The 22221-nt window shown below is 71.1% G+C and carries 23 protein-coding genes; 10 read left to right on the top strand and 13 right to left on the bottom strand.

The features are described from left to right. Positions 1-29: 29 nt before the first annotated feature. The 7 genes from valS to FHU34_RS05755 form a co-directional block, all read right to left on the bottom strand. The gene (gene valS / locus FHU34_RS05725; protein WP_145779010.1) at positions 30-2594 is read right to left on the bottom strand and encodes a valine--tRNA ligase; all 2565 of its coding nucleotides are present in this window, start codon (positions 2592-2594) and stop codon (positions 30-32) included. 55 nt (positions 2595-2649) lie between these two features. Further along, positions 2650-4524, bottom strand: coding sequence for an ABC transporter ATP-binding protein (locus FHU34_RS05730; protein WP_244311559.1), 1875 nt, complete (start codon positions 4522-4524; stop codon positions 2650-2652). A gap of 2 nt (positions 4525-4526) precedes the next feature. Further along, complete coding sequence (locus tag FHU34_RS05735) at positions 4527-6383, bottom strand: ABC transporter ATP-binding protein (RefSeq protein ID WP_145779012.1); 1857 nt, start codon at positions 6381-6383, stop codon at positions 4527-4529. A 38-nt stretch (positions 6384-6421) separates the two neighbouring features. Then, on the bottom strand, positions 6422-6931 hold the full coding sequence (locus FHU34_RS05740) for a methylated-DNA--[protein]-cysteine S-methyltransferase (protein ID WP_145779013.1): 510 nt from the start codon (positions 6929-6931) through the stop codon (positions 6422-6424). Beyond that, the gene (locus tag FHU34_RS05745; protein ID WP_145779014.1) at positions 6928-8373 is read right to left on the bottom strand and encodes a DNA-3-methyladenine glycosylase 2 family protein; all 1446 of its coding nucleotides are present in this window, start codon (positions 8371-8373) and stop codon (positions 6928-6930) included. The genes FHU34_RS05740 and FHU34_RS05745 overlap by 4 nt, the downstream gene beginning before the upstream one ends. A gap of 78 nt (positions 8374-8451) precedes the next feature. Further along, positions 8452-9849, bottom strand: a complete 1398-nt coding sequence (locus FHU34_RS05750; RefSeq protein WP_145779015.1) for an FAD-binding oxidoreductase — start codon at positions 9847-9849, stop codon at positions 8452-8454. Positions 9850-10587: 738 nt separating this feature from the next. Next, positions 10588-11097 carry a SigE family RNA polymerase sigma factor gene (locus tag FHU34_RS05755; protein WP_145779016.1) on the bottom strand — a complete coding sequence of 170 codons (510 nt, stop codon included), beginning with the start codon at positions 11095-11097 and terminating at the stop codon, positions 10588-10590. A 140-nt stretch (positions 11098-11237) separates the two neighbouring features. Here FHU34_RS05755 and FHU34_RS05760 point away from each other — a divergent pair, with 140 nt between their 5' ends. The 3 genes from FHU34_RS05760 (at position 11238) to ychF (ending at position 13721) form a co-directional block, all read left to right on the top strand. Next, positions 11238-11741 (top strand): hypothetical protein, encoded by a 504-nt coding sequence (locus FHU34_RS05760; protein WP_244311560.1) that lies wholly within the window; start codon positions 11238-11240, stop codon positions 11739-11741. A 71-nt stretch (positions 11742-11812) separates the two neighbouring features. Continuing rightward, positions 11813-12547 carry a Type 1 glutamine amidotransferase-like domain-containing protein gene (locus FHU34_RS05765; RefSeq protein WP_145779017.1) on the top strand — a complete coding sequence of 245 codons (735 nt, stop codon included), beginning with the start codon at positions 11813-11815 and terminating at the stop codon, positions 12545-12547. An 88-nt stretch (positions 12548-12635) separates the two neighbouring features. Beyond that, positions 12636-13721 carry a redox-regulated ATPase YchF gene (ychF, locus tag FHU34_RS05770; RefSeq protein WP_088987705.1) on the top strand — a complete coding sequence of 362 codons (1086 nt, stop codon included), beginning with the start codon at positions 12636-12638 and terminating at the stop codon, positions 13719-13721. A gap of 132 nt (positions 13722-13853) precedes the next feature. Here the strand turns inward: ychF and FHU34_RS05775 are convergent, their stop codons facing one another. Continuing rightward, positions 13854-14234, bottom strand: a complete 381-nt coding sequence (locus tag FHU34_RS05775) for a VOC family protein (RefSeq protein ID WP_145779018.1) — start codon at positions 14232-14234, stop codon at positions 13854-13856. 185 nt (positions 14235-14419) lie between these two features. On the opposite strand from FHU34_RS05775, the gene FHU34_RS05780 reads away from it, so the two are divergent. Both FHU34_RS05780 and FHU34_RS05785 read left to right on the top strand, forming a co-directional pair. After that, positions 14420-14698 (top strand): hypothetical protein, encoded by a 279-nt coding sequence (locus tag FHU34_RS05780; protein ID WP_208744928.1) that lies wholly within the window; start codon positions 14420-14422, stop codon positions 14696-14698. A 105-nt stretch (positions 14699-14803) separates the two neighbouring features. Further along, on the top strand, positions 14804-15556 hold the full coding sequence (locus FHU34_RS05785) for an MBL fold metallo-hydrolase (RefSeq protein ID WP_145779019.1): 753 nt from the start codon (positions 14804-14806) through the stop codon (positions 15554-15556). A gap of 51 nt (positions 15557-15607) precedes the next feature. Here the strand turns inward: FHU34_RS05785 and FHU34_RS05790 are convergent, their stop codons facing one another. Then, positions 15608-15964: a hypothetical protein gene (locus tag FHU34_RS05790; RefSeq protein WP_145779020.1), complete on the bottom strand. Its 357-nt coding sequence runs from the start codon at positions 15962-15964 to the stop codon at positions 15608-15610. 51 nt (positions 15965-16015) lie between these two features. Here FHU34_RS05790 and FHU34_RS05795 point away from each other — a divergent pair, with 51 nt between their 5' ends. After that, entirely contained in the window at positions 16016-16249 is a 234-nt protein-coding gene (locus FHU34_RS05795) for a hypothetical protein (RefSeq protein WP_145779021.1), read from the top strand. Between the two features lie 44 nt (positions 16250-16293). On the opposite strand, the gene FHU34_RS05800 is transcribed toward FHU34_RS05795, so the two are convergent. Further along, the gene (locus FHU34_RS05800) at positions 16294-16851 is read right to left on the bottom strand and encodes a DUF3592 domain-containing protein (RefSeq protein ID WP_167524766.1); all 558 of its coding nucleotides are present in this window, start codon (positions 16849-16851) and stop codon (positions 16294-16296) included. Positions 16852-16891: 40 nt separating this feature from the next. Between FHU34_RS05800 and FHU34_RS05805 the strand changes: the two genes are divergently transcribed. Further along, positions 16892-17650, top strand: a complete 759-nt coding sequence (locus FHU34_RS05805; RefSeq protein ID WP_145779023.1) for a class I SAM-dependent methyltransferase — start codon at positions 16892-16894, stop codon at positions 17648-17650. A 26-nt stretch (positions 17651-17676) separates the two neighbouring features. Here the strand turns inward: FHU34_RS05805 and FHU34_RS05810 are convergent, their stop codons facing one another. Both FHU34_RS05810 and FHU34_RS05815 read right to left on the bottom strand, forming a co-directional pair. Further along, complete coding sequence (locus tag FHU34_RS05810) at positions 17677-19149, bottom strand: hypothetical protein (RefSeq protein WP_145779024.1); 1473 nt, start codon at positions 19147-19149, stop codon at positions 17677-17679. Positions 19150-19200: 51 nt separating this feature from the next. Beyond that, positions 19201-19569, bottom strand: a complete 369-nt coding sequence (locus FHU34_RS05815) for a VOC family protein (RefSeq protein ID WP_145779025.1) — start codon at positions 19567-19569, stop codon at positions 19201-19203. 115 nt (positions 19570-19684) lie between these two features. Here FHU34_RS05815 and FHU34_RS05820 point away from each other — a divergent pair, with 115 nt between their 5' ends. From FHU34_RS05820 to FHU34_RS05830, 3 genes are read left to right on the top strand one after another with little or no spacing between them, the layout of a single operon-like run. Then, complete coding sequence (locus tag FHU34_RS05820) at positions 19685-20143, top strand: SRPBCC domain-containing protein (RefSeq protein ID WP_145779026.1); 459 nt, start codon at positions 19685-19687, stop codon at positions 20141-20143. Then, positions 20140-20490: an ArsR/SmtB family transcription factor gene (locus tag FHU34_RS05825; RefSeq protein WP_145779027.1), complete on the top strand. Its 351-nt coding sequence runs from the start codon at positions 20140-20142 to the stop codon at positions 20488-20490. Before FHU34_RS05820 ends, FHU34_RS05825 begins: the two co-directional genes overlap by 4 nt. Before the next feature lie 2 nt (positions 20491-20492). After that, positions 20493-20936 carry an SRPBCC family protein gene (locus FHU34_RS05830; RefSeq protein WP_145779028.1) on the top strand — a complete coding sequence of 148 codons (444 nt, stop codon included), beginning with the start codon at positions 20493-20495 and terminating at the stop codon, positions 20934-20936. Here FHU34_RS05830 and FHU34_RS05835 read toward each other — a convergent pair. Then, the gene (locus tag FHU34_RS05835; RefSeq protein ID WP_145779029.1) at positions 20920-22200 is read right to left on the bottom strand and encodes an MFS transporter; all 1281 of its coding nucleotides are present in this window, start codon (positions 22198-22200) and stop codon (positions 20920-20922) included. The genes FHU34_RS05830 and FHU34_RS05835 overlap by 17 nt on opposite strands. Positions 22201-22221: the final 21 nt, after the last annotated feature.

The following is a 22221-nucleotide window of genomic DNA, read 5'->3' on the forward strand; positions in this document are numbered from 1 at the left end:
CGCGCGAGGGGGGCGGCGGCGGACGCGGGTCAGAAGGCGCAGGCGATGACGAGCTCCGGGGTGCGGTCGGGGAGCAGGTCGAGCTTGGCGATCCGGCCGGCCGACCGCAGGTCGTCGGCGACCAGTGTGAGTTGCTCCAGGAGCGCCGCGGGGCCCAGCGCCTCGGCCAGCGGCACCTCCGCCTTCATCGACAGCTTCCGCTCCGACTTGGCCCGCCGGACCTGGCTCAACGCGTCGCCGGCGAGCCGCAGCAGCGCCGGCTCACCCGACCCCTCGATCGTCCGGGCCACCTCGTAGGTGGTCGGCCACGGCGCGCGGTGCACCGAGCCGTACCGCCACCACGACCAGATCTCCTCGGTCACGTACGGGAGCACCGGGGCGAACAGTCGGAGCTGCACCGAGAGCGCTGATGCCAGCGCCGCTCGTGCCGAGTCGGCCGCGGCGTCGGCGCCGTACGCGCGTTCCTTGACCAGCTCGATGTAGTCGTCGCAGAACCTCCAGAAGAACGCCTCGGTCGCCTGCAACGCGGCAGTGTGGTCGTACGAGTCGAAGGCGGTGCTCGCGGCGCTGACCACGGTGGCCAGTTCGGCGAGCATGGCCCGGTCCAGGGGAGCGGTGGCTGGGGTACGCAGCGCGTCCGCCGCGCCCAGCCCGAGCGCGAACTTGGAGGCGTTGAGCAGCTTGGTGGCCAGCCGCCGACCGATCTTGATCTGCGCCGGGTCGAAGGCCAGGTCCATGCCGGGTTTGCCGCTGGCCGCCCAGTAGCGCACCGCGTCCGAGCCGTGCTGCTCCAACAGCGCCAACGGGGTGACCACGTTGCCCTTGGACTTGGCCATCTTCTTCCGGTCCGGGTCGAGGATCCAACCCGAGAGCACGGTGTCCCGCCAGGGCAGCACCCCGTGCTCGAAGTGCGAGCGGACCACGCTGTCGAAGAGCCAGGTCCGGATGATCTCCTGCCCCTGCGGCCGGAGGTCCATCGGGAAGATCTGGGCGAACAGGTCCGGATCGGTCTCCCAACCACCGACGATCTGCGGGGTCAACGACGAGGTGGCCCAGGTGTCCAGCACGTCCGGGTCACCGATGAAGCCGCCCGGATGACCGCGCTGCGACTCGTCGTAGCCGGGCGCCGGATCGCTGGACGGGTCAACCGGCAACGCTGACTCGTCCGGCGTGAGAGGGTGGGACCAGTCCGGCTCGCCAGCGTCGTCGAGCCGGTACCAGACCGGCACCGGCACGCCGAAGAAGCGCTGCCTGCTGACCAGCCAGTCACCGGTCAGGCCGCCCACCCAGTTGTCGTAGCGGTGCTTCATGTGCGCCGGCACCCAGTGCAGCTCACCGCCCCGGGCCAGCAGCGTCGCCCGCAGTTCGGCATCCCGGCCACCGTTGCGCAGATACCACTGTCGAGTCGAGACGATCTCCAGTGGCCGGTCGCCGCGCTCGTAGAACTTCACCGGATGCGTGATCTGGCGCGGCTCACCGATCAGGTCACCCGCGTCGGCCAGCAGGCCGACGATCTCCCGGCGGGCGCCGTTGACCGTCTGCCCGGCCAGCGCCGCGTACGGCTGTGCCGGCACCCCGGCCGGCGGCTCGGGGAGCAGCCGCCCGTCCCGCCCGATCACCACCCGCGTGGCCAACCCCAGCTCACGCCACCAGGTCACGTCGGTCAGGTCACCGAACGTGCAGACCATCGCCACACCGGTGCCCTTTGCGGGGTCGGCGAGCGGGTGGGCGTACACCGGCACCTCGACGTCGAACAACGGACTGCGGGCGGTGCCGCCCACCAGGTCGGCGTACCGCTCGTCGTCGGGATGGCAGACCAGCGCCACGCAGGCCGGCAGCAGCTCGGGACGGGTGGTGTCGATGAGCACCTCACGCCCGCCGGGCGCGGTGAACCGCAGCCGGTGGTAGGCCCCGGGGCGCTCCCGGTCCTCCAACTCGGCCTGGGCGACAGCGGTGGCGAAGCCGACGTCCCACAGCGTCGGCGCGTCCGCCTGGTACGCCTCACCGCGGAGCACGTTGCGCACGAACGCCCGCTGGCTGGTGGCCCGGGCGATCCGGCCGATCGTCGTGTACGTCAACGACCAGTCCACGGAGAGCCCCAACCGCCGCCACAGCGCCTCGAAGGCCTGCTCGTCGGTGACCGTCAGCCGTTCGCACAGCTCGATGAAGTTGCGCCGGGAGATCGGGGTGGGGTCGCGGCGGGCCGCGTCGTCGACCGGGGCCGCCGGCGGCCGCCACACCGGGTCGTACGCCAACGCCGGATCGCAGCGCACCCCGTACACGTTCTGCACGCGACGCTCGGTGGGCAGGCCGTTGTCGTCCCAGCCCATCGGGTAGAAGACGGCCTTGCCGCGCATCCGCTGGTAGCGCGCCACGGTGTCGGTGTGCGTGTACGAGAAGACGTGCCCCATGTGCAACTCGCCGGATACGGTCGGCGGAGGGGTGTCGATGGAGTACACGTCCTTGCGCTCCTTCGAGCGGTCGAACGCGTACGTGCCCTCCTCCTGCCAGCGGCGTGCCCAGCTCTCCTCGAGCCCGTCCAGGGTCGGACGCTCGGGAACGCCGGCGCGGGCCGTCCTCGCCGTATCGGTCATCTAGCGATCGTAGGCACCTCCCGGGGGTCGGACCACGCAGTTACGCATCGCTGGTTCAGATCAGCGAGTCGCGCCACTGCCGGTGCAGGGCCGCGTACCTGCCGTCGGCCTCGGCCAGCACGGCGGGTGGGCCGTCCTCGACGACAGTGCCGTCGTCGAGGACGAGCACCCGGTCGGCGGTCTCCACCGTGGAGAGTCGGTGCGCGATCACCAGGGCGGTGCGGTCGCGCAGGATGGTGCCGAGTGCCCGCTGCACCAACCGCTCGGTCGGCACGTCCAGCGACGACGTCGCCTCGTCCAGGATCAGCACTGTCGGGTCGGCCAGGAAGGCCCGCGCGAACGCGACGAGCTGCCGCTGCCCGGCGGAGAGCCGACCGCCGCGTCGGTGCACCTGGGTGGCGTACCCCTCGGGTAGGGCGGCGATGAAGTCGTGCGCGCCGATCGCCCGCGCGGCGGCCTGGACCTCGGCGTCGTCGGCGCCCGGGCGGCCGAACCGGATGTTCTCCGCGACGGTCCCGCTGAACAGGTGGTTCTCCTGTGTCACCAACACCACCGCCCGGCGCAGGTCGGCGTCGGTCACGTCGCGCAGGTCGACCCCGTCGAGCCGGACCGCGCCGGTGTCCGGGTCGTGGAACCGGGCCACCAGCTTGGCGATCGTCGACTTTCCCGCGCCGGTCGGTCCGATCAGCGCCACGGTCTGCCCGGCCGCCACGGTCAGTTCCAGCCCGCCGAGGATCGGGGTGTCCGCCCGGTAGCCGAAGGAGACCGCCCGGAAGGTCACCTCGCCGCAGCCGGGCCCGGTCGGCAACGGTGTGGGCCGGGCCGGTTCGGCAACGGCCGGCCGTTCGTCGAGCACCCCGGCCAGTTTCTCCAGCGCGGCGGTGGCCGACTGGAGGGAGTTGTAGAACTGGCTGAGCTCCTGCATCGGCTCGAAGAAGCGGCGCAGGTAGAGCAGGAACGCGGCGAGCACACCAATCTCGGTCTGCCCGCCGAGCACCCGCCAACCGCCGTAACAGAGCACCACAGCGACGGTGACGTTGCCGATCAGTTTGATCGCGGGCGAGTACGTGGCGATCAGTCGGAACGCGTGCAGGCTGGTGCGCCGGTAGTCGTCACCCAGCGCCACGAAGATCCGTTGGTTGCGGGGTTCCCGGCGGAACGCCTGCACCGCCCGGATGCCCCGCATCGACTCCACGAAGTGCACGATGACCAGCGCGACAGCGTCCCGGGTCCGCCGGTACGCGCTGGCCGACGACCGGGCGAACCAGCGGGAGAGCCAGAACAGGAACGGGAAGGCGAAGAGCGTCACGGCGGCCAGTGGCAGGTCCAGCCAGAGCAGGATGGCGGCCACCGACAGGATCGACAGCCCGGCCAGCACGAGGCTGTCGATGCCACCGTCGACCAGCTCGGCGATGGAGTCCAGGTCGCTGGTGAGCCGGGAGACCATCCGGCCGGAGGTGTAGCGCTCGTGGAAGCCCACCGACAGTCGCAGGAAGTGCCCGAACACCCGCTGCCGCAGGTCCAGCAGGACGGCCTGACCGATCCGCGAGGAGAGGGTGAGGAACCCGCGGCGAGCCGCGTACTCCGTCAGCGAGGCCACCGCGAACGCCCCGGCGACGGCGATCAGTGGGCCGGGGTCGCCGGCGCGCAGCGGCGTGATGGCCCGGTCGATGCCGATCATGACCAGGTACGGGCCGGCCATCGCGGCGGCGTTCTGGGCCAGCAGGAGGCCGACAGCGGCGGTGAGCCGCCTCCGGTGCGGGCGGATCAGGTCGGCCAGCAGGGCCCGGCTCAGCCCGCGCAGTCGGGCCACCGCCTCGGGCGCCGTGTCCTCGGCTCGACTCCGGTCGGCCTCCGGGTCGGTGGCGGTGCCGCGCCAGCGGGTCAGCTCCGGCTCCTCCTCCGGCGGGGGGTCGGCCTGCGTCGGCACTATCACGAGTGCACCAGCCCCCAGCCGTCCGAAGCGGACGGGCTGGACCCGGCGGCGCCGGACGACGGTGGGTGCCCGGCGGCCGGCTCGGCGGCGAGCAGCGCCCGGTACGCCGGCACACTGGCGAGCAACTCGGAGTGCCGCCCGGTCGCCGTGATCCGCCCGTCTTCGAGCAGGGCGACCCGGTCGGCCAGCGCGATCGTCGACGGCCGGTGCACCACCAGCAGCGCGGTGCTGTCCCGCAGGACCCGGCGCAGCGCCGCCTCGACCAGCGCTTCGGTGTGCACGTCGAGCGCGGACAACGGGTCGTCCAACACCAGCAACGCCGGCCGGCCGAGCACCGCCCGCGCCAACGCGAGCCGTTGCCGTTGCCCGCCGGAGAGGGACAACCCCTGCTCGCCCACGCGGGTCGCCAACCCCCACGGCAGGTCGTACGCGAAGTCGGCCTGGGCCAGCGCCAGGGCCGCCCGGACGTCGTGGTCGCCGGCGTCCGGGTGACCCAGTGTGAGGTTCTCCCGGACCGACATGGAGAACAGCGTGGGCTCCTCGAACGCGACCCCGACGAGCCGGCGTAGCGACGCCAGCCGAAGCTCGCGCAGGTCGTGCCCGTCCAGGGTGATCCGGCCCGCGGTGACGTCGTGCAGCCGGGGGACCAGCGACAGCAGGGTGCTCTTGCCGGAGCCGGTGGCACCGACGAGGGCCAGCGTCTCGCCCGGCTCGATGGTCAGGTCGATCTCGCACAGCACCGGCGCGGTGGCGCCCGGATAGCTGAACGCGACCCGTTCGAAGCGGAGCTGACCGTGGACCGCGTCGCGGGGCAGCGCGAGCGCGCCGGGCCGGTCCACGATCCGGGGTGGGGTGTCCAGCACCTCCTGGATCCGGTCGGCGGCCGTGGCGGCCTCCTGGCCGTTGGCGATGATCCATCCCAGGGACTGCACCGGCCAGATGAGCATCAGTTGGAGGCTGACGAACGCGACCAGCTCGCCGATGGTGAGCACACCCTCCGCGGCGGCGGCCGCCCCGGCCACCAGCACCACACCCAGGGTCACGTTGGGCACCAGGTCGAGCAGCGCCGAGGTGTTGGCCAGCAGCCGCCCCTTGCCGACGCCGGTGTCGTGCAGCCGTCGGGCGGCACCGGCGAAGCTGGCGGCCAGTTCAGGCCCCCGGCCGTACGCCTTCATGGTGCGCAGACCCTGCGCGGTCTCCTCGACCAGGGTCGCCACGTCGCCCTGCTGGTCCTGCATCCGTCGGGACGCGGCGTGGTAGTGCCGCCCGAACCGTCGGCTGATCAGCAGCAGCGGCACCGCGCTGGCCGCCACCAGCGCCCCCAGCACCGGGTGCAGCCTGACCAGCAGCACCACCACGACCACGTAGGTGGTCAGGTTGAGCACCAGGAAGAACACGCCGAAGGAGAGGAACCGGCGGATCACCGAGAGGTCGCTGGTGATCCGGGAGAGCAGCTGACCGGACTGCCAGCGGTCGTGGAAGCTCGTCGGCAACCGTTGCAGGTGGGCGTAGACGTCGGCGCGCAGAGCCGCCTCCATGCCGACGGCCGAGGAGGACTGCACCCACCGGCGGATGAAGATGAGCACCGCCTCGACCACGCCGAGCAGCAGTGCCAGACCGCCGAGCTGGAGCAACCCGCCAGGTTCGTGCCGGGCCACCGGGCCGTCCACCACCCGCTGCACGACCAGCGGTACGGCGATCCCGGCCGCCGTGCCGGCGAGCCCGGCGAGGAGCAACCAGGCGAACTCGGCCGCGTACGGACGCAGGTAGGGGCGCAGCCGCCAGAGGTTGTGCACGGGGTTGGTGCCCGCAGCGACCCGCGCGGCCGGGTCGCCGTCGCTCTCCACAGGCACTACCAGACGGTAGCGTCTAACAGGTGTCGGTGCCTCTGTCAGCTTGCTGTCAAGCGCCGCTCATGACCGAGAAGCCACATCTTCACGTCCAGCCCCCAGCGGTAGCCACCGAGCGATCCGTCGGTGCGGAGCACCCGGTGGCAGGGCACGAACAGCGCGACCGCGTTGCGGGCACAGGCCGCCGCGGCGGCTCGCACCGCCGGTGGTCGGCCGGCCAGCGCCGCGTACCCGGTGTAGGTGACCGGGGTGCCCGGCGGCACCTCGCGCAGCACCTGCCAGGCGTGTGCCATGAACTCGCCGCCGGTGACCTGACGGACCGGCACCGCGTCGATTGCGGCGAGGTCACCGTCCAGGTAGGACGTCACGGCGACGCTCACCGGGCCGAGGTCGCCCCGCTGTCGCAGCGGCGCTCGCAGGGTCGGGTGGACCAGGGGCAGCAGTGCCGCCGGGTCATGGGTGAAGCCGGCGGCCCGTACGTCGCCGTCCGGGCCGGCGAGGATGCTCAACGGGCCGGTCGGTGTGGTCAGGACGGTGCTGTCGATGCTCATGCGGCTCTCCAGAGTCTGATCGTGGCGTAGGACCGCCAGGGACGCCACCGCTCGGCGTACCCGTCGAGGGTCTTTTGGGTGTCGGGCAGGCCGAGCGCGGCGGCGCCGCGCCGGACCGCGAGGTCGGTGCTGAGCAGGATGTCCGGGTCGCCGAGGGCGCGCATGGCCAGGTAGTTGGCGGTCCACGGGCCGATGCCGGGCAGCGCGACCAGTTGCCGCACGGCCTCCTCGCGATCCACGCCCGGCGCGAGGTCCAGAGCCCCGTCCGCCACGACCCGAGCCAACCCCCGCAGGGTCTCCCGCCGCGCCGAAGGCATCCCGAACCCGCTGTCCGGCAGGCCCAACAGTTCCTCCGCGCTCAAGAACCCCCGCATTCGATCTCCATCGGCCTCGTCAACCTCATGATCGACCTGGTGGGTCAGGAGGCGGGTGAGGGTCTTCTGGGCCGCCGTTACCGAGACCTGTTGGCCGACGACGGCGCGCACGGCCATCTCGAAGCCGTCCACCGCACGGGGGAGCCGGACCCCGGGTTCGGCGGCGACCGCCCGCGCCAGCGCCGGGTCCGCCGCGAGGGTGGCGTCGATCGCCGTCGGGTCCGCGTCCAGGTCGAGCAGTCGACGGCACCGGGCCACGGCGGGTGCCAGGTCGCGCAGGTCGGTCAGCCGCAGCGTCGCCGCCACGTGCCCGTCCGCCGGGGTCAGCGCCACCTCGCCGATGCCGTGCGGCAACCGCAGACCCCTGCGGTACGTCCCGTCGCGGACCTCGTCCACCCCGGGCAACGCCCGCACCGCGAGGAAGTCCAGCAGCGCCTGGGCGTGCAACGGCGGGCGGTACGCCAACCGCAGGGTGATGGTCCCCGCCCCGGTCGCCGCCTGCTGGCGACCACGGGCCGTCCGCAGGTCCGACGGCGCGCTCGCGTACACCTCGCGGAGCGTGTCGTTGAACTGCCGCACGCTGCCGAAGCCCGCGGCGAACGCGATCTCGGCCATCCCGAGGTCGGTCGTCTCGATCAGGATCCGGGCGGTCTGCGCCCGCTGGGCCCGGGCCAGCGCGAGCGGGCCGGCGCCCATCTCGGCGCTCAGCATCCGGTGCAGGTGCCGCTCGGTGTAGCCGAGGCGCGAGGCCAGCCCCGGTACGCCGGCGCGGTCGACCACCCCGTCGGCGATCAGCCGCATCGCCCGGCCGACCACGTCCGCGCGGATGTCCCACTGCGGTGAGCCGGGTGCGGCGTCCGGCCGGCAGCGGCGGCAGGCGCGCAACCCGGCGCCCTGCGCGGCCGCGGCCGACGGGAAGAACCGGACGTTCTGCCGCTTGGGTGTGATCGCGGGGCAGGACGGTCGGCAGTAGATGCCGGTGGACGTCACGCCGGTGTAGAACCAGCCGTCGAACCGCTGGTCACGGCTATCCACGGCCCGGTAACACCGCTCGAAGTCCATCTCCATGTCCCCGATGATGCACCGCCCGGCGGGCCGACGGCTGGCGGGATTCGGACCTGGGAGTGCTGGTGTGCAGGGCCGCCGTCAACGGGGGCGACGACGGCGCCGATGCGGCTGGCCAGATCCGGTGGGCTGGGCGGACCGGGTCGGCTGCGTGGCGCGTTGCGGTTGGCCGGTCAGCAGGGCCGGGCGGAACACGCCGTCCGGGTCGTACCGCTTCCACAGCCGCCGCACCCGGGCTCCGGTCTCGCCCGGGTAGATCCGGGCGAACGCGTCCGGGCCGGGCCGGCTCTCGAAGTTGACGTACGCCCCGTCGGCCCGCGCGCCGATCGCCCGCCAGGCGGCGTCCAACGCCCCCGCGCCCTGCGGAGGGAACACCGAGGCGACCACCATCGTGTCCTGGTGGCGATGGGGGTACGCGCTGGCGTCGGAAGCGACGTCGTTGATCGCCCCGCCCAGCGAGCGGAGCTGGACCACCGCCCGCCCCGGCCCGGTCACCGCTCGCATCACGGCCCGAGCGCCGGCGTCGTCCAGGTCGCGGAACAGACCGTTCGTGGTCGTACCGCGCTGCTGCCCGACGTTCGGGTGCAGGTGCGCGGTCGGGACCAGGGCCGGGTAGGGCAGCAGGTCGGTCCGGTGTTCGAGAACCCTGCCGATGGCGAGCAGCGGCTCCACCGCTGGCCGGGCCCGGCGCAGGCTCTCGGCGGCCACCACGGCGGTGATGGACATGAGTGCCGAGCGGCCCTCGGCGTACACCACGGCGGCTGCGGACAGCTCCCGCGGAGCCTGGGCGAGGTAGCTGGTCCACTCCCTGATCGTGCGCCCGTCCGGCCGCGCCTCGACGACCACCTGCGCCACGCCGACGTTGCGCTGCTCGGCGGCCTCGATCTCGAAGGCCACCACGATCCCCGCGCCCGCTCCCGCGCCCCGGACCAGCCAGAACAGTTCCGGCTCGTGGTCGGCGTCCGCGCGTACCAGCGTCCCGTCGGCGAGGAGCACCTCGACCGCGCGGACGCGGTCGATGGTGAGGCCGTGAGCGCGGACCAGCCAGCCGATACCTCCGCCGGTGGCCAGGCCACCGACGCCGACACCGCCGTGGTCGCCCGAACTGATCACCAGGCCGTACGGGGCCAGTGTCTTCGCCACGTTGGCCCAACGGGCGCCCGCCTCGACCCGGACCAGCCCGGCCCGCTCGTCGAGCACCTGCACCCGGTTGAGCATGGACAGGTCGATGACCACGCCGCCGTTGTTGGAGGAGGCACCGGAGAAGCCGTGCCCGCCGCTGCGGACGGCGATGGGCAGCCGCTGCTCCCGCGCGTAACGGAGGGCGTCGACCACCTGCGCGGTGGTCTTCGGCAGCAGGACGGCGGCCGGCGACGCCGAGGTGGTGTACGTCGAGCGCAGCTGCGCGTAGCGGCGGTCGCCGGGTGTGACGATCTGTCCCCGCAGCGAGTCGGGCACCCGGGCCATCGCGGCGGTCATCGGTGCCCCCGCAGCGCGCACCTCGGGTGGCCGGGATCGGTCATGGCCCAAGGATGAGCGGCCACGCCGGGCCCCGACAAATCCCGTGGACCGGTACGTCCTGTTCGTGGCTCCCCGTACGGGGAGTGCCCGCCCGAAGGTGACCGGAATCTCGGGGATGCCCGTTTCGGCGACCCGGGAATTCCTGTCGGCCGCCGCCGAGGACGACGGCGGTGAGCCGGTCAGGCCGGGGCGGGGAGACCCTCGGCCGGACCGGTCCTGCTCAACGCGAAGGGCTCGGCGACGCGGTCACTGGGCCCGGTAGGCCGGGCAGACTCGGCATGACAGTGGGGCGGCCGGGCCGACCTGGCACGGCCGGCGGAGTCGACGGGACCGGCGTCATCGTCGGGAGGCCCGGCACTCCGGGCGGGGCCAACGGGGTTGGAGTCGCACCGTCGGGACTCGGCACGACGGTCGGGGTGGGCGGAGTGGACGGGCTGGGCACGGGCGGGCTGGGCACGGGCGCCGGGCCCGCTGGGCTCGGCACGGCGGGGGGAGGCCCGTCCGAGCCGCTCGCGGCCAGGGCGATCGGCGCCGCGATCAGAATCGCCGCGAGAGTGCCCACCGCCCCCATCGTCACCGTGGCACGGCGTCGGTTGCGAACCCGCCGCTCCGCTCGATTCAACTGGTCATGCACGATCGGTGCCTCCTCGGCCAGGTCGGTGAGGGTGGAGCGGATGAGGTGCTCGAAGGGATCGGTCACTGCCGTACCTCCAGCATTTCGATCTCCGGCAGCAGGTCGCGCAGCCGCTTGACGGCCCGGTGAGTTCGGCTGCGTACGGTGCCCACCGAGCAGCCCAGAAGCTCGGCCACCCGGGCTTCGGGCAGATCCTCGTAGTAGCGCAGGACCACCACCGCCCGCTGCGCCGGTGGCAGGTGACGTAGCGCGGCCCGCATCGCCAACCGCACGTCGGAGCCGCCGCTCGGGTCGGCGCCGACCGGTTCGTCGGCCGGGTTGAGGGGCGTCTCCCGCCATCGGCGCAGTCGCCGCCACCAGCTGATCTGCACGCGGTACATCACCACGCGCAGATATCCCTCCGGGTCGGCGTGCCGGATGGTTCCCCACTTCGGGATGGTCCGCGCCAACGCGGTCTGGAACAGGTCCTCGGCGGCGCTGCGGTCCCCGGTCAGGAGGTACGCGACCCGCATCAGCGCTGGGGTCCGGCTGGCGACGAACTCGGCCAGCCGCGCGCGCTCGTCCTCGTCCACTCATCACCCCCGTTTCGTTGTCACCCAAACAGACGCCCCAGGTCATCGTCGCTATCCGCGATCCGCGGGCTATTTCCGGCCCGGAAGTGTCGGTCGTGGCGGGTACCGTCCGGCCACCAACTCAAGAAGGGGTGCGGCGGATGGCGAGCGTGGCGGGTTGGGCGGCGGCGTCGACATCGGGTGCTTTCCCGCCGTTGCCCCGCGCTGTGGTGCAGGCCTTCTACCGACGGATGCGGGCGGTCGCGCCGGCCGCCGTGGGCGCCATCGAACGGGACCGGGCGACCGACCCCGAGCGGGCCTTCTCCGACACCGCCTGCGGCCGACTGGCCGGTTCCCTCGACGATGCGGGCCTGCGGGCGCTCGGGATGTGGACGCACCACTGGTGCATGCGCTTCTACGACGACGACACCCGGGTCGGCCGCCGGCTGGTTCGCGAGATCGCCGCCCGGCCGGGGTTGGGCTGGACGGCCGACGAGGTGCGGTGGATGCTGCGCGAGTCGTTCTCGGCGGGGCCGGCCGCCGCCGACCGGTTCACCCTGCCCCGTGCCGCCGCAGGGCAACTGCCCCCGGCGGACCGGCCGGCCCTCGCCTGCTGGCCCGAGGTCGAGGTGCCTCGCCAACGGCGACCGGAGGGGTCCCGGTGACCGTCGAGCCTGCGGGGTGTGTCGGCTGAGGCAGGATGGGCACGGCAACGCCCCGACGGAAGGACGCCCCGATGCCTGCCAGCGAGCCGACCATCATCGCCACCAGCATGGGGTTCTCCCGGGGTGACCGAGGGCCCTACGACATGCGGCCCAGCCCGGTCTTCGACCTGGCGGCCGAGCTGGCCGAGGCTGGTCCGCACCCGCGGGTCTGCTACCTCGGGCAGGCCGTCGGCGACCAGCCCACCTCGCTGACCGCTGTCTACAGCGCGTTCGCCGCCACCCGGTTCCGGCTGTCGCACCTCGCCCTGTTCCCCATGCCGAACGTCGACGACGTCCGCGCCCACCTGCTCGACCAGGACGTCATCTGGGTCGGCGGCGGCAGCGTGGCCAACCTGGTCGCCGTCTGGCGGGTGCACGGGCTCGACGAGATCCTGCACGAGTGCTGGCAGGCGGGCGTGGTGCTGGCCGGTGTCTCCGCCGGCTCGATCTGCTGGCACGTCGGTGGTGCCACCGACAGCTTCGGCCCCCGGCTGCGCGGCTTCACCGACGGCCTGGGCTGGCTGCCGTACGGCAACGGGGTGCACTACGACAGCGAGGGCCAACGCCGCCCGCTCATGCACGAGCTGGTCGGTGACGAGACGCTGCCGACCAGCCACTGCACCGACGACGGGGTCGGGCTGGTCTACCGGGGCACCCGACTGGTCGAGGCAGTCGCGGACCGTGAGGGCGTCTCGGCGTACGAGGTCAGCCGCGGCGTGGACGGCAGTGTCCGGGAGGCGGTCATCGCCCCACGCCTGCTCGGCTGAGCGTCGAAGGCTCTGCCGGGCCGTCGTTTCAGGGTGGATCGGAGCCGCCTCGGTCGGCCCGGTCGGCACCCGCGTAAGCTGGCTGGTCGTGAGTCTCTCCATCGGCATCGTCGGCCTGCCCAACGTCGGCAAGAGCACGCTTTTCAACGCGTTGACCAAGAACGACGTGCTGGCGGCGAACTACCCGTTCGCCACCATCGAGCCCAACGTCGGCGTGGTCGGGCTTCCCGACGAACGGCTGGGCAAGCTGGCCGAGATCTTCTCCTCGCAGAAGGTGCTGCCGGCCCCGGTGTCGTTCGTCGACATCGCCGGCCTGGTTCGCGGCGCGTCCAAGGGGCAGGGCCGGGGCAACGCCTTCCTGGCGAACATCCGGGACGCGTCGGCGATCTGCCAGGTGGTCCGGGCCTTCTCCGACCCGAACGTGGTGCACGTCGACGGCAAGATCTCCCCGGCCGACGACATCGAGACGATCAACACCGAGCTGATCCTCGCCGACCTGCAGACCCTGGACAAGGCGCTGCCCCGGTTGGAGAAGGAGGCCAAGCTCCGCAAGGACCGGGCCGTCGCCGTGGCCGCCGCGAAGGCCGCCATCGAGGTGCTCGACGGCGGCACCACCCTCTACTCCGGGGCCGCCGCCGCCAAGATCGAGCTTGAGCACCTGCGCGAGCTGCACCTGCTCACCACCAAGCCCTTCCTGTACGTCTTCAACGTCGACGAGGCCGAGCTGGCCAACGAGGCGTTCCTCGACGAACTGCGCGCCCTGGTCGCCCCCGCCGAGGCCGTCTTCATGGACGCCAAGATCGAATCTGAGCTGGTGGACCTGCCCGAGGAGGAGGCTCGCGAGCTGCTGGAGTCGATCGGCCAGAACGAGCCGGGCCTCAACCAGCTCGTCCGGGTCGGCTTCCGCACCCTCGGCCTCCAGACGTACCTCACGGCCGGCCCCAAGGAGGCGCGCGCCTGGACCGTCCCGGTCGGCGCCACCGCGCCGGAGGCCGCGGGCGTCATCCACAGCGACTTCCAGCGCGGCTTCATCAAGGCCGAGGTGGTCTCGTACCACGACCTGGTCGAGCACGGCTCGATGGCGTCGGCCAAGGCGGCGGGCAAGGTCCGCATCGAGGGCAAGGAGTACGTCATGCAGGACGGCGACGTCGTGGAGTTCCGCTTCAACGTCTGACCCCGGCCCGTCCCCGCAGGTCAGACGGCTGGCTCCTCCGCATCCACCCGCCCCCGCAGCTGTTGATGGGGTCGCCAGATCTTGTCGTTGGCTGCGGGGTGGCGGCTGCGTCGATCGTTTGGGCGAGGGCCGTCAGAGTGGGTCGAGGCGGCGCTTGAGCAGGCAGAACTCGTTGCCTTCTGGATCGGCGAGGACGTGCCAGGACGCGTCCGCGGGCTGACCGATGTCGACGAGTTTGGCCCCGGCGGTCAGGAGGCGCTCAAGCTCGGCGTCCTGATCGCGGTCGGTGGGGTTGACGTCGATGTGCAGCCGGGCATGCCCGTTCCTGGGCGCGTCGTCGCGGATGAGGAAGATCGTCGGCTGCGGGCCGCCGAACCCTTCGCGCGGGCCTATCTCGATGTAGACCCCCTCTTCGCGATCGAGCTCTACGAAGTCCAGGACCTCGCACCAGAACCGCGCCAGCACCTCGGGGTCGCGGCACTTGAGCACGAGCTCACCGATACGGCATGCCATTGACAAGACCTACTCTCAGCATGGGAACTGCCGGGGCGGCCGACGTGGATCTCATGGGCTCCCTGCAGTGACAACAAGCTCGCGACCATACCGAGCGAGGCGAGCGGGGCTGGACGAGGGTGCCCGTCGGGCTGAGCCCTGACAGTCAACAGGGGTCCGGCGCACGACATCGAACGGACCCCGCCGTGCTCGGCAGCCGGGTGGCAGGTCCAACCGCCAGCACGATCAATCCGATTCCCGAACTGACAGTCGTCCTGCATGATGGCCGCGTGACCGCTTGGCAGTCGATCGACGACCTCATCGTGCAAGGGCGGCACATCGTGGCGATCAAGGCGATCCGCCAGGCCGAGGTATGCAGCCTCCAACGAGCGATCGACGTCTTCGCCGAGCGGTGCGAGCTTCTACGGCGGACGAGGCCCGATGACTTCGAGGCCCCCGTGAAGAGTGCTGACGTGGATGAGTGACTAGCTGGGCGACGACCGGCACACACATGGGAGGCGATATTGAACGTGATCGGCGGGGCCATGGCCTCGGCGGGTAGATAGCTGGCGGGCTGGCATTCTGTCCGGATGCGCCAGGTCACCGTGCTCGGCAGTTGTGGTGCCTTTCCCGAACCGGGCCGTGCCTGTAGCGGCTTCGCAGTGGACTGGGACGGCTACCGCCTTGTGCTCGACCTCGGCTACGCCACGCTGCCGCGGCTGCTCGCGCACTGGCCGGATGGTGCGCTGCATGCTGTCGTCATCACCCACGAGCACCCTGATCACTGCATCGACCTGCACGGACTGTTCCGGATGCGGCTCTACGGTGACTCCGGTGGACCACAGCTGCGGTTGTACTGCCCGCCAGGTGTGCTCGAACGGCTCAGCGGCCTGGAGCCCGATGTCGACCTGCACGCAGTCTTCGACGTGCATCTGCTGCCCGGCATCTATCGAGTGGGACCGTTCGAGCTGACCGGACTGTCACTTCCGCACTACGTGCCCAACACAGGCATTCGTCTAGAGGCCGACGGGATCGCCGTGGCCTACTCGGGGGACACTGGCCCGACCCCGGTACTGGCCGAACTCGGCCGCGACGCCGACCTCTTCATCGTCGAGGCCACCGACCGCGACGGCGAAACCACCCGCCCCACACGTCATCTCATGACCTCTATCGAGGCAGGCCACTGGGCTCGCCAGGCGAGGGCTCGCCGACTGCTGCTCACCCACTTCTGGCCAGGCAACGACCGGGCTGCTTCGGTGGCCGCCGCTCAGATGGAGTTCGACGGGGTCGTTCTGGCGGCCGAAGAGGGCCTCACCGTCGTACTCGGGGCACCAGATCGCTGAAGGCCACTAGGTCCGTCTCAACGTCTTTCGCAGAGCCTCACACCGAGCCGGTCATCCGGCGAGTTCTCGCAGAAGGTTTGTCTGGTCGTCGCTCCACAGTTCGATCGAGTAGCGCAGGCTCAGTCCCGCGAAGAAGGCAGCGAGTTCGTCGAGGCGGGACGGATCAACGATGCCGCTGAAGAGGTGTTCGTCCGGCGACGCCTCGACCAGTCCGATGCGGACCCATTCATGGCCAACCTCGTACTCCGTCCACGAGCTCGCGCGAGCACGCCAACCCGCGCGCACGAACATCTCGACCAGATCCTTCGTCCTCGGCGCGTGGTGGAGGCGGCCATAGACGTTGTTGTCGAGAACGGCCAGACGGTCGGCAAGACGGGGCCCCGGCGTACCGCCAGAAGTGATCTCCATGCTGTCTCCCATGCACAGCCGTGCCACAGGACAGGTGGCAGGATCGCATACGTGGGACCGGCGGGTAGCCCGTGGTGGCAGACAGCGAAGACCCCGAAGCAGGGCTTTGTCCTGGGAGGGTTCTGGCTCCTCCTCGCCGTGGCGTACGGGGTGTTCGCCGTCGGAGAGCCGATCAGTTGGTCCGTGATCGTCGCTGTGTTGGCAGCACTGCTCGGTGTTGGTTACCTGGTGACAGCCGTGCTGCTGCTCCGGCGTAAGCACTCGACTGAGCGCGACCGCCGCTAGCCGCCGGAGCGCCTTCTGTTGGTGGGTCGATCGCGGCGGCCTGGTCAGCGGCGGCTCGGCTTGCGCTTGGTTCCGCCCCTGGCGTTCAGGAACTGTCGTCGGCGCTGATCTCGTTGTTGTGACTGCCAGTCGCGCCGTCGGCGGTCTCGTCGTCGTCCGAGGAAGCGGCCGACCACGGCGGCCAGCATCGTGCCGGACAGGATCAGACCCGCAGCCCCGACCACGCCCTGCGGTCGGCCGCGATGCCCACTCAACGTCCCGAACTCGGTCACGAAGTCGTCTGGATCATCGGGGTTGACCCAGATCTGCACGGCACTGTCGGCCGGGAGGCAGACCTCCCAACAGCCAATCTCGGCCTGACGCTGGGCGCCTCCGACCTGGTATCGCACATGCATGGTGTTGCTGTTGCGTCCCTTGTGCACCGTTTCGTAGACGACTGCCTGGACCGGTAGGCCGTCGTCCCGCAGCCGGGCTCCCCATGCTTCGTTGTCGTCGAACGTCTTCACGGGCAGCCACATCATGACCACCCCGGCCACGATGCCGAGCACGTAGGCGGGGTAGCGCATCCGCCACCAGATCCGCACGATCTTCACGGTGGTCATGGTCGCAGTCGACGTCCATCGACCGGGGTAGGTTGACCGCATGACGGAACAACTGCTCCGATCGTCGTTCGGCGCGGCGGCCGCCGCGTACGCCGAGCACCGCCCGGACTACGCGCAGGACGCCGTTCGATGGGCGCTTGACGTCGCGCCCGGCCAGCGCGTGCTCGACCTTGGCGCCGGCACCGGCAAGCTGTCCGCCACACTGCTCGCGGTGGGCGTGGACGTCGTCGCGGTCGAGCCCGACCCGGCCATGCTCACCGAGCTGCGTCGTGCGTTGCCGGCCGTTCGTGCCCTGCCGGGTAGCGCCGAGGCCATCCCGTTGCCGGACGCGTCCGTCGACGCCGTGTTGGCCGGCAACGCCCTGCACTGGTTCGACATGGCCGTCGCGGGGCCGGAAATCACCCGGGTCCTCGCACCCGGAGGCGTCCTGGCTGGTCTGTGGAACGTCATGGACGACCGGATCGACTGGGTTGCCGACCTCGAACGGGTCAGCGGGAGTGCGGCCATCGGACCCCGTGACACGTTGAGCGCCTGGCGGACGGCGACAGCGGACATGCTCGGTCCGGTCGCCCACTTCCGGGCGTCGGAGCAGGCCGAGTTTCCGCACGGGCAGCGCCGTACTGCCGACTCCCTCGTCGCGACGCTCGCGACCCGGGCGGGGATGCTGGTGATGCCAGATCCGGACCGGGAGGCTGTGCTCGGCCGGGTTCGCGCCTTCCTGGGGAGCAGGCCGGAGACCGCCGAGGGCGAGTTCACCCTGCCGATGCTGACCGGCGTGCTGCGCGCCCGGCGGCAGTGACGGCAGCTGGGAAACCGCCTGCGGGCTCAGGTCTGTGACGCTCTGCGGAACCGCCGCGCGGGTAGCGCGGACCGGAGCTTGTCGGCTGCGTGGGCGAAGTCGGAGATGGTGGTGACGCAGCCGTGGCCAACGTGGGCGAGCCAGAGCGCGTCGTCCCGCTCGACCACGAGCGCCTGGGACAGCGGGACAGTGTGCACGTTGCCCTCGCCGTCCACCGTGGAAATGGCATCGGTGCCGATCACCAGCGAGCCCTTGTTGCCGAACCGCTTCCTGAAGGCCGGCCGGACCACGTCACCTGCCGGCACGAAGCGGGTGCTGGGGCAGGAGGCGTCGGTGACACCGGGGAGGTCCGGTCGAGATCCGTACGGCACGACGATCATGGCGGAGGAGAGCCAGCCCGACATGATGTCCCGCGCCGCGGCCGGAGAGAGCCCGTCCGGTTCGGTGAGCGGATCCGTGAGGTAGTGCTCGGTGGTGCCGAACAACTCCAGGTGGACAGCGGATTCGACATCTCGGATCGGTTGCCTCCAGGCCAACGCCTCGTACGTGGGCGCGAGGTCCTCGGGTATGACCGCGGTCCGAGTCGCCTCCAGGGTGGCCATGTCGGCCTGGTCGAGCCCGTCGTGCACCAATCTCCGTAGCTCGGCCCAGAGCAGATCCGCCGCCGACGCAGCGTCGAACCGCCTGGCTCCCGTCGGGCTGATCCTGATGCCAAGTTCGTGCCGCGTGCCGTCGACGACCTCGGTCATGAGCTCGGCGAACCGGGCGATCCCGGCCCGCTGCACCGCCTGGAAGACGCGCGATCTCAGCGCGGACATCAGCAGGAGGGCTTCCACGCTGGGTACGGAGCCGACGACCAGCGCGACACCGTGCACCTCATCGGCGTACCAGACCGGGCCCGACTGGTGGTGCACGAGGCGTGTGTCGTGGTCTGGGCGGGGTCCGGCGGGTAGTCGCAGTCGCAGCGACGGAGGTGCTTCGGCGGTCGTGGCGAGGACGGCATTGTCGCTGGTGAAGAACCTGCCCACATGCTGTCTGGTCTCGTCGGCCGTGAAGAGGCGGTAATCCACGGCGGGCCAACGCGCCAGGCCGTGCCCGCGCGGCCCGAACCGCCGGGCGAGCAGTGATCCCCAGGGGTCGAGCACGCCCTCGTCGATGTCGGACACGTACCGGTCGTCCGCGTCGACGTCGGCGACGGCGTCGGGTAGGTCCGTCGGCGGAAGGTCGCCGATGGCCGAGCAGACAGCGGTGAAGTGCTCCGCGACCTGCTCGGGCGTGCCGGCGGCGACGAACGAGGTCTCGTTCACCCAGGTGTCGTTGTCGTACTGCTCCGCGATATACGGGTCGGCCCGTTCCAGCAGATGATGCACCAGATGGTTCAGGCCGATGGAGTCGACCTCTTCGTCGCGGGTGCCACAGCCGAACGTCAACGATGCGCTCAGCACACCCGGCAGGTCGCGTTGGAAGACCGTGACTCCGTCTATCTCCGCACGCCGCATGCGCGGATCGTATGGCGGTCGGTCAAGCCGGCCGGCCACCGCGACAGCTGCCTACTGCTCGGCCCAGACGCCCAGCTCGTTGCCGCTGGGGTCGGTGAAGTGGAACCGTCGGCCGCCGGGGAACTCGTACGGCCCGTCGACCACCTGACCGCCGGCGTCCTTGACCGCCTGCACCGACGTGTCGAGGTCGGCCGAGAAGAGCAGCACCAGTGGCCCGCCGGCCCGCACAGTCTCATCCAGGCGCAGACCGCCCACCTCCGAGTCGCCCTGAGGGCTGCGGATGCCCGCGTACCCCGGGCCGTAGTCGTTGAACTGCCAGCCGAACGCCTCGGTGTAGAAGCGCTTGGCCTCGGCGAGGTCGGTCACCGTGAACTCGACGTAGTCGATGGCGTGGTGCTGGTGCGGAGTCGTCTCAGACATGCCCGGCATTGTCCGACGCGGGTACGACGATCCCGAGACATGCAACAAAAGGTTGCGCGAGGGGGAGTTGCCGACGTAGGTTAGGTGCAACCAAAGGTTGCGAAAGGGTGAGGGCATGGAACAGGGAACGATCGAGCGCGACATCCACGTCGACGCGTCACCCGAGGTCGTCTTCGAGGTGGTCAGCCGACCGGAGCACATGCGGGAGTGGTGGCCGGACGACGCACGGTTCGAGTCGGTCGCGGGCGCACCGGGCGAGCTGGTCTGGCGCAACGATGACACCGGCGAGACGACGACCGTCGCCCTCGCCGTGGTCGAGGTCGACCCGCCGAAGCGATTCTCCTTCCGGTGGTGCTTCAGTGACGAGGGTCGGAACGGGCAGGCGCTGCTCGTCACCTTCGACCTGGCGCCCAGCGGTGCGGGCACCCGGGTCCGCATGACCGAGACGGGGTTCCGCGAGATGGGCTGGGAGGTCGCCGTCCTGGAAGAGCAGTACCGCGACCACGAGAACGGCTGGGACCACTACATGCCCAGGCTGGGCACGTACGTCGCGCGGCTGGTCGCCACCCCGTGAGAACGGAAGTCGACGACGAACTGTGGTCCGCGATCGGCGACCCCACCCGTCGTACCATGATCGATCTTCTTCTCGCCGACGGACCGGGCACGGCCACGTCGCTGAGCAGGCGGCTGCCCGTCACCCGCCAGGCCGTCGCGAAGCACCTGGCCGTCCTGGACCGGGTGGGGCTGATCCACGGCGAGCCGGCGGGCCGTGAGCGTCACTACCAGGTCGACGAGGCGCAGCTCGCCCGTGCGGTCGCCCAACTGTCGGCGGTCGGTGCGACCTGGGATGCCCGTCTGCGCCGGATCAAGCGGATCGCCGAGGCGATCGAACGCGATCGCCACCACGACGAAGGAGCATGACAATGGTCAACATTCTGCACCAGGTCGGCGTCGTCGCTCCGCTCGCCGACGTCCACCGAGCGGTGGCCACTCCCGAGGGCGTCGCCGGATGGTGGTCGGTCGACACGGCCGGCAAGAGCGAGGTCGGAGGACGGTTGGCCGTCCGGTTCGGCGACGACGATGGTTTCGACCTGGACATCCTGGAGTCGGACCCGGCCGGCCGGGTGCGGTGGCGGGTCACCGACGGCCCCGCGGAATGGATCGGCACTCAGATCAACTGGCGTCTCGAACAGCGTGGCAGGTACACGATCGTCCAGTTCACGCACGAGGGCTGGCGCGAGCCGACCGAACTGATGCACCAGTGCAGCACCAAGTGGGCGACCTTCCTGATGAGTCTCAAGGCGCTGGTGGAGACGGGGCGCGGCAGGCCGGCACCGGACGACGTCCAGATCAGCGACGGGCACTGATCTCGGTGACGGCTGGACCGCCGGGGGTTCGCGCGCTCCGCCGCGAGATCGCGAACCCCGCGGCGACCAGCCCGAGGGCCACGATCGCGACCGCGCAGAGCAGCAGCGTCGGGCGTGCGCCGATGGCGCCCACCAACGGCCCGCCCAGCATGGTGCCCAGAGGTACGGCCAGCACGAGGATGGCACCGTTCGCGGCGAGCACCGCCGGCAGTTGCTCGGTCGACGTGCTGCGCTGGAACAGCGCCATCGACGTGGAGCGGTACGGCGCCCAGATCACACCCGCGAGAGCGAACGCCGGCAGGGACAGGCTGACCGGTGCGCCCAGGCCGAGCGGCAGCATGGCCGCCCCGAACCCGACGACGATGCCGATGGTGGTGGCCCCCAACGGCCAGCGGTGCAGGTGACCCGCGACCACACCTCCGACGAGGCCACCGACACCGAAGGCGGTGTAGTAGATGCCGAGCAGCGTCGCCGACGCGTGCAGGTCGTCGGTGATGTGCATCGGCATCGCCACGTACACCGGTCCGAAGAGGAAGAAGAACCCGAGGCTCAGGACCAGGAGGCCCAGCAGGGCGGGCTGGTGGCGGATGACAGCGAAACCAGCAGTCCGTGACACCTCGCGGTCGTGCGGTGCGGCCCGGTCGGTGGCGGGAAGGGCGAAGCGGTACGTGAGGGCCAGCACGGCGAAGGTCGCGGCGTCGGCGGCGAGGACCCACACCGGGCTCACCCATTCGATCAGGAGTCCCGCCAGCGGTGGGCCGACGACTGTGGCGAAACCGGCGATGGTGGTGAGCAGCGCGTTCGCCGGCAGGTGGTGTCGTTGCGGCAGCAGCTCGGCGATCAGTGTGAAACGCCCGGCGGTACCCCACGAGTGCAGCAACGCCGACACGGCGAGCAGGAGGACGTACAACCCCACGGTGAGTACGCCCGCGAGGTGGGCGAGGGGAATCGCCGCGAGCGCGCCGGCCCGCAGGATCGCGTCCCAACCGGCGAGCTGGGCACCGCTGCGCCCGCGTAGCAACCGACCGAAGACGATCGTCCCGGCAGCGCTGGGCAGGGTGTACGCCGCCACGGCGGCAGCGATCCAGGTGCCATGCTGATCCGGCGGTGCGAGTTGGATGGCGAGCCAGGTCACCGCGACCACCGCCATGCCGTCACCCAACGCGGACACGGCAAGCCCGGGCAGGACCCGCCGGAGCTGGGGGTGACTGACCACCGGCCAGTACGGCGAGGAGCGCGGGAAACCGGCGGCTTTCGATGGCATGGTCTCAGCTCACCCCGGCGC

The organism is Micromonospora taraxaci (genome assembly GCF_007830095.1).
Classification (GTDB): Bacteria; Actinomycetota; Actinomycetes; order Mycobacteriales; family Micromonosporaceae; genus Micromonospora; species Micromonospora taraxaci.

Coding starts and splice junctions, on each gene's coding strand:
- valS (WP_145779010.1), bottom strand. CDS start 2,594: ATGACCGATACGGCGAGGACGGCCCGCGCCGGCGTTCCCGAGCGTCCG.
- FHU34_RS05740 (WP_145779013.1), bottom strand. CDS start 6,931: ATGAGCATCGACAGCACCGTCCTGACCACACCGACCGGCCCGTTGAGC.
- FHU34_RS05745 (WP_145779014.1), bottom strand. CDS start 8,373: ATGGAGATGGACTTCGAGCGGTGTTACCGGGCCGTGGATAGCCGTGAC.
- FHU34_RS05750 (WP_145779015.1), bottom strand. CDS start 9,849: ATGACCGCCGCGATGGCCCGGGTGCCCGACTCGCTGCGGGGACAGATC.
- FHU34_RS05760 (WP_244311560.1), top strand. CDS start 11,238: ATGGCGAGCGTGGCGGGTTGGGCGGCGGCGTCGACATCGGGTGCTTTC.
- FHU34_RS05765 (WP_145779017.1), top strand. CDS start 11,813: ATGCCTGCCAGCGAGCCGACCATCATCGCCACCAGCATGGGGTTCTCC.
- FHU34_RS05775 (WP_145779018.1), bottom strand. CDS start 14,234: ATGGCATGCCGTATCGGTGAGCTCGTGCTCAAGTGCCGCGACCCCGAG.
- FHU34_RS05785 (WP_145779019.1), top strand. CDS start 14,804: ATGCGCCAGGTCACCGTGCTCGGCAGTTGTGGTGCCTTTCCCGAACCG.
- FHU34_RS05790 (WP_145779020.1), bottom strand. CDS start 15,964: ATGGAGATCACTTCTGGCGGTACGCCGGGGCCCCGTCTTGCCGACCGT.
- FHU34_RS05800 (WP_167524766.1), bottom strand. CDS start 16,851: ATGACCACCGTGAAGATCGTGCGGATCTGGTGGCGGATGCGCTACCCC.
- FHU34_RS05805 (WP_145779023.1), top strand. CDS start 16,892: ATGACGGAACAACTGCTCCGATCGTCGTTCGGCGCGGCGGCCGCCGCG.
- FHU34_RS05810 (WP_145779024.1), bottom strand. CDS start 19,149: ATGCGGCGTGCGGAGATAGACGGAGTCACGGTCTTCCAACGCGACCTG.
- FHU34_RS05815 (WP_145779025.1), bottom strand. CDS start 19,569: ATGTCTGAGACGACTCCGCACCAGCACCACGCCATCGACTACGTCGAG.
- FHU34_RS05820 (WP_145779026.1), top strand. CDS start 19,685: ATGGAACAGGGAACGATCGAGCGCGACATCCACGTCGACGCGTCACCC.
- FHU34_RS05830 (WP_145779028.1), top strand. CDS start 20,493: ATGGTCAACATTCTGCACCAGGTCGGCGTCGTCGCTCCGCTCGCCGAC.
- FHU34_RS05835 (WP_145779029.1), bottom strand. CDS start 22,200: ATGCCATCGAAAGCCGCCGGTTTCCCGCGCTCCTCGCCGTACTGGCCG.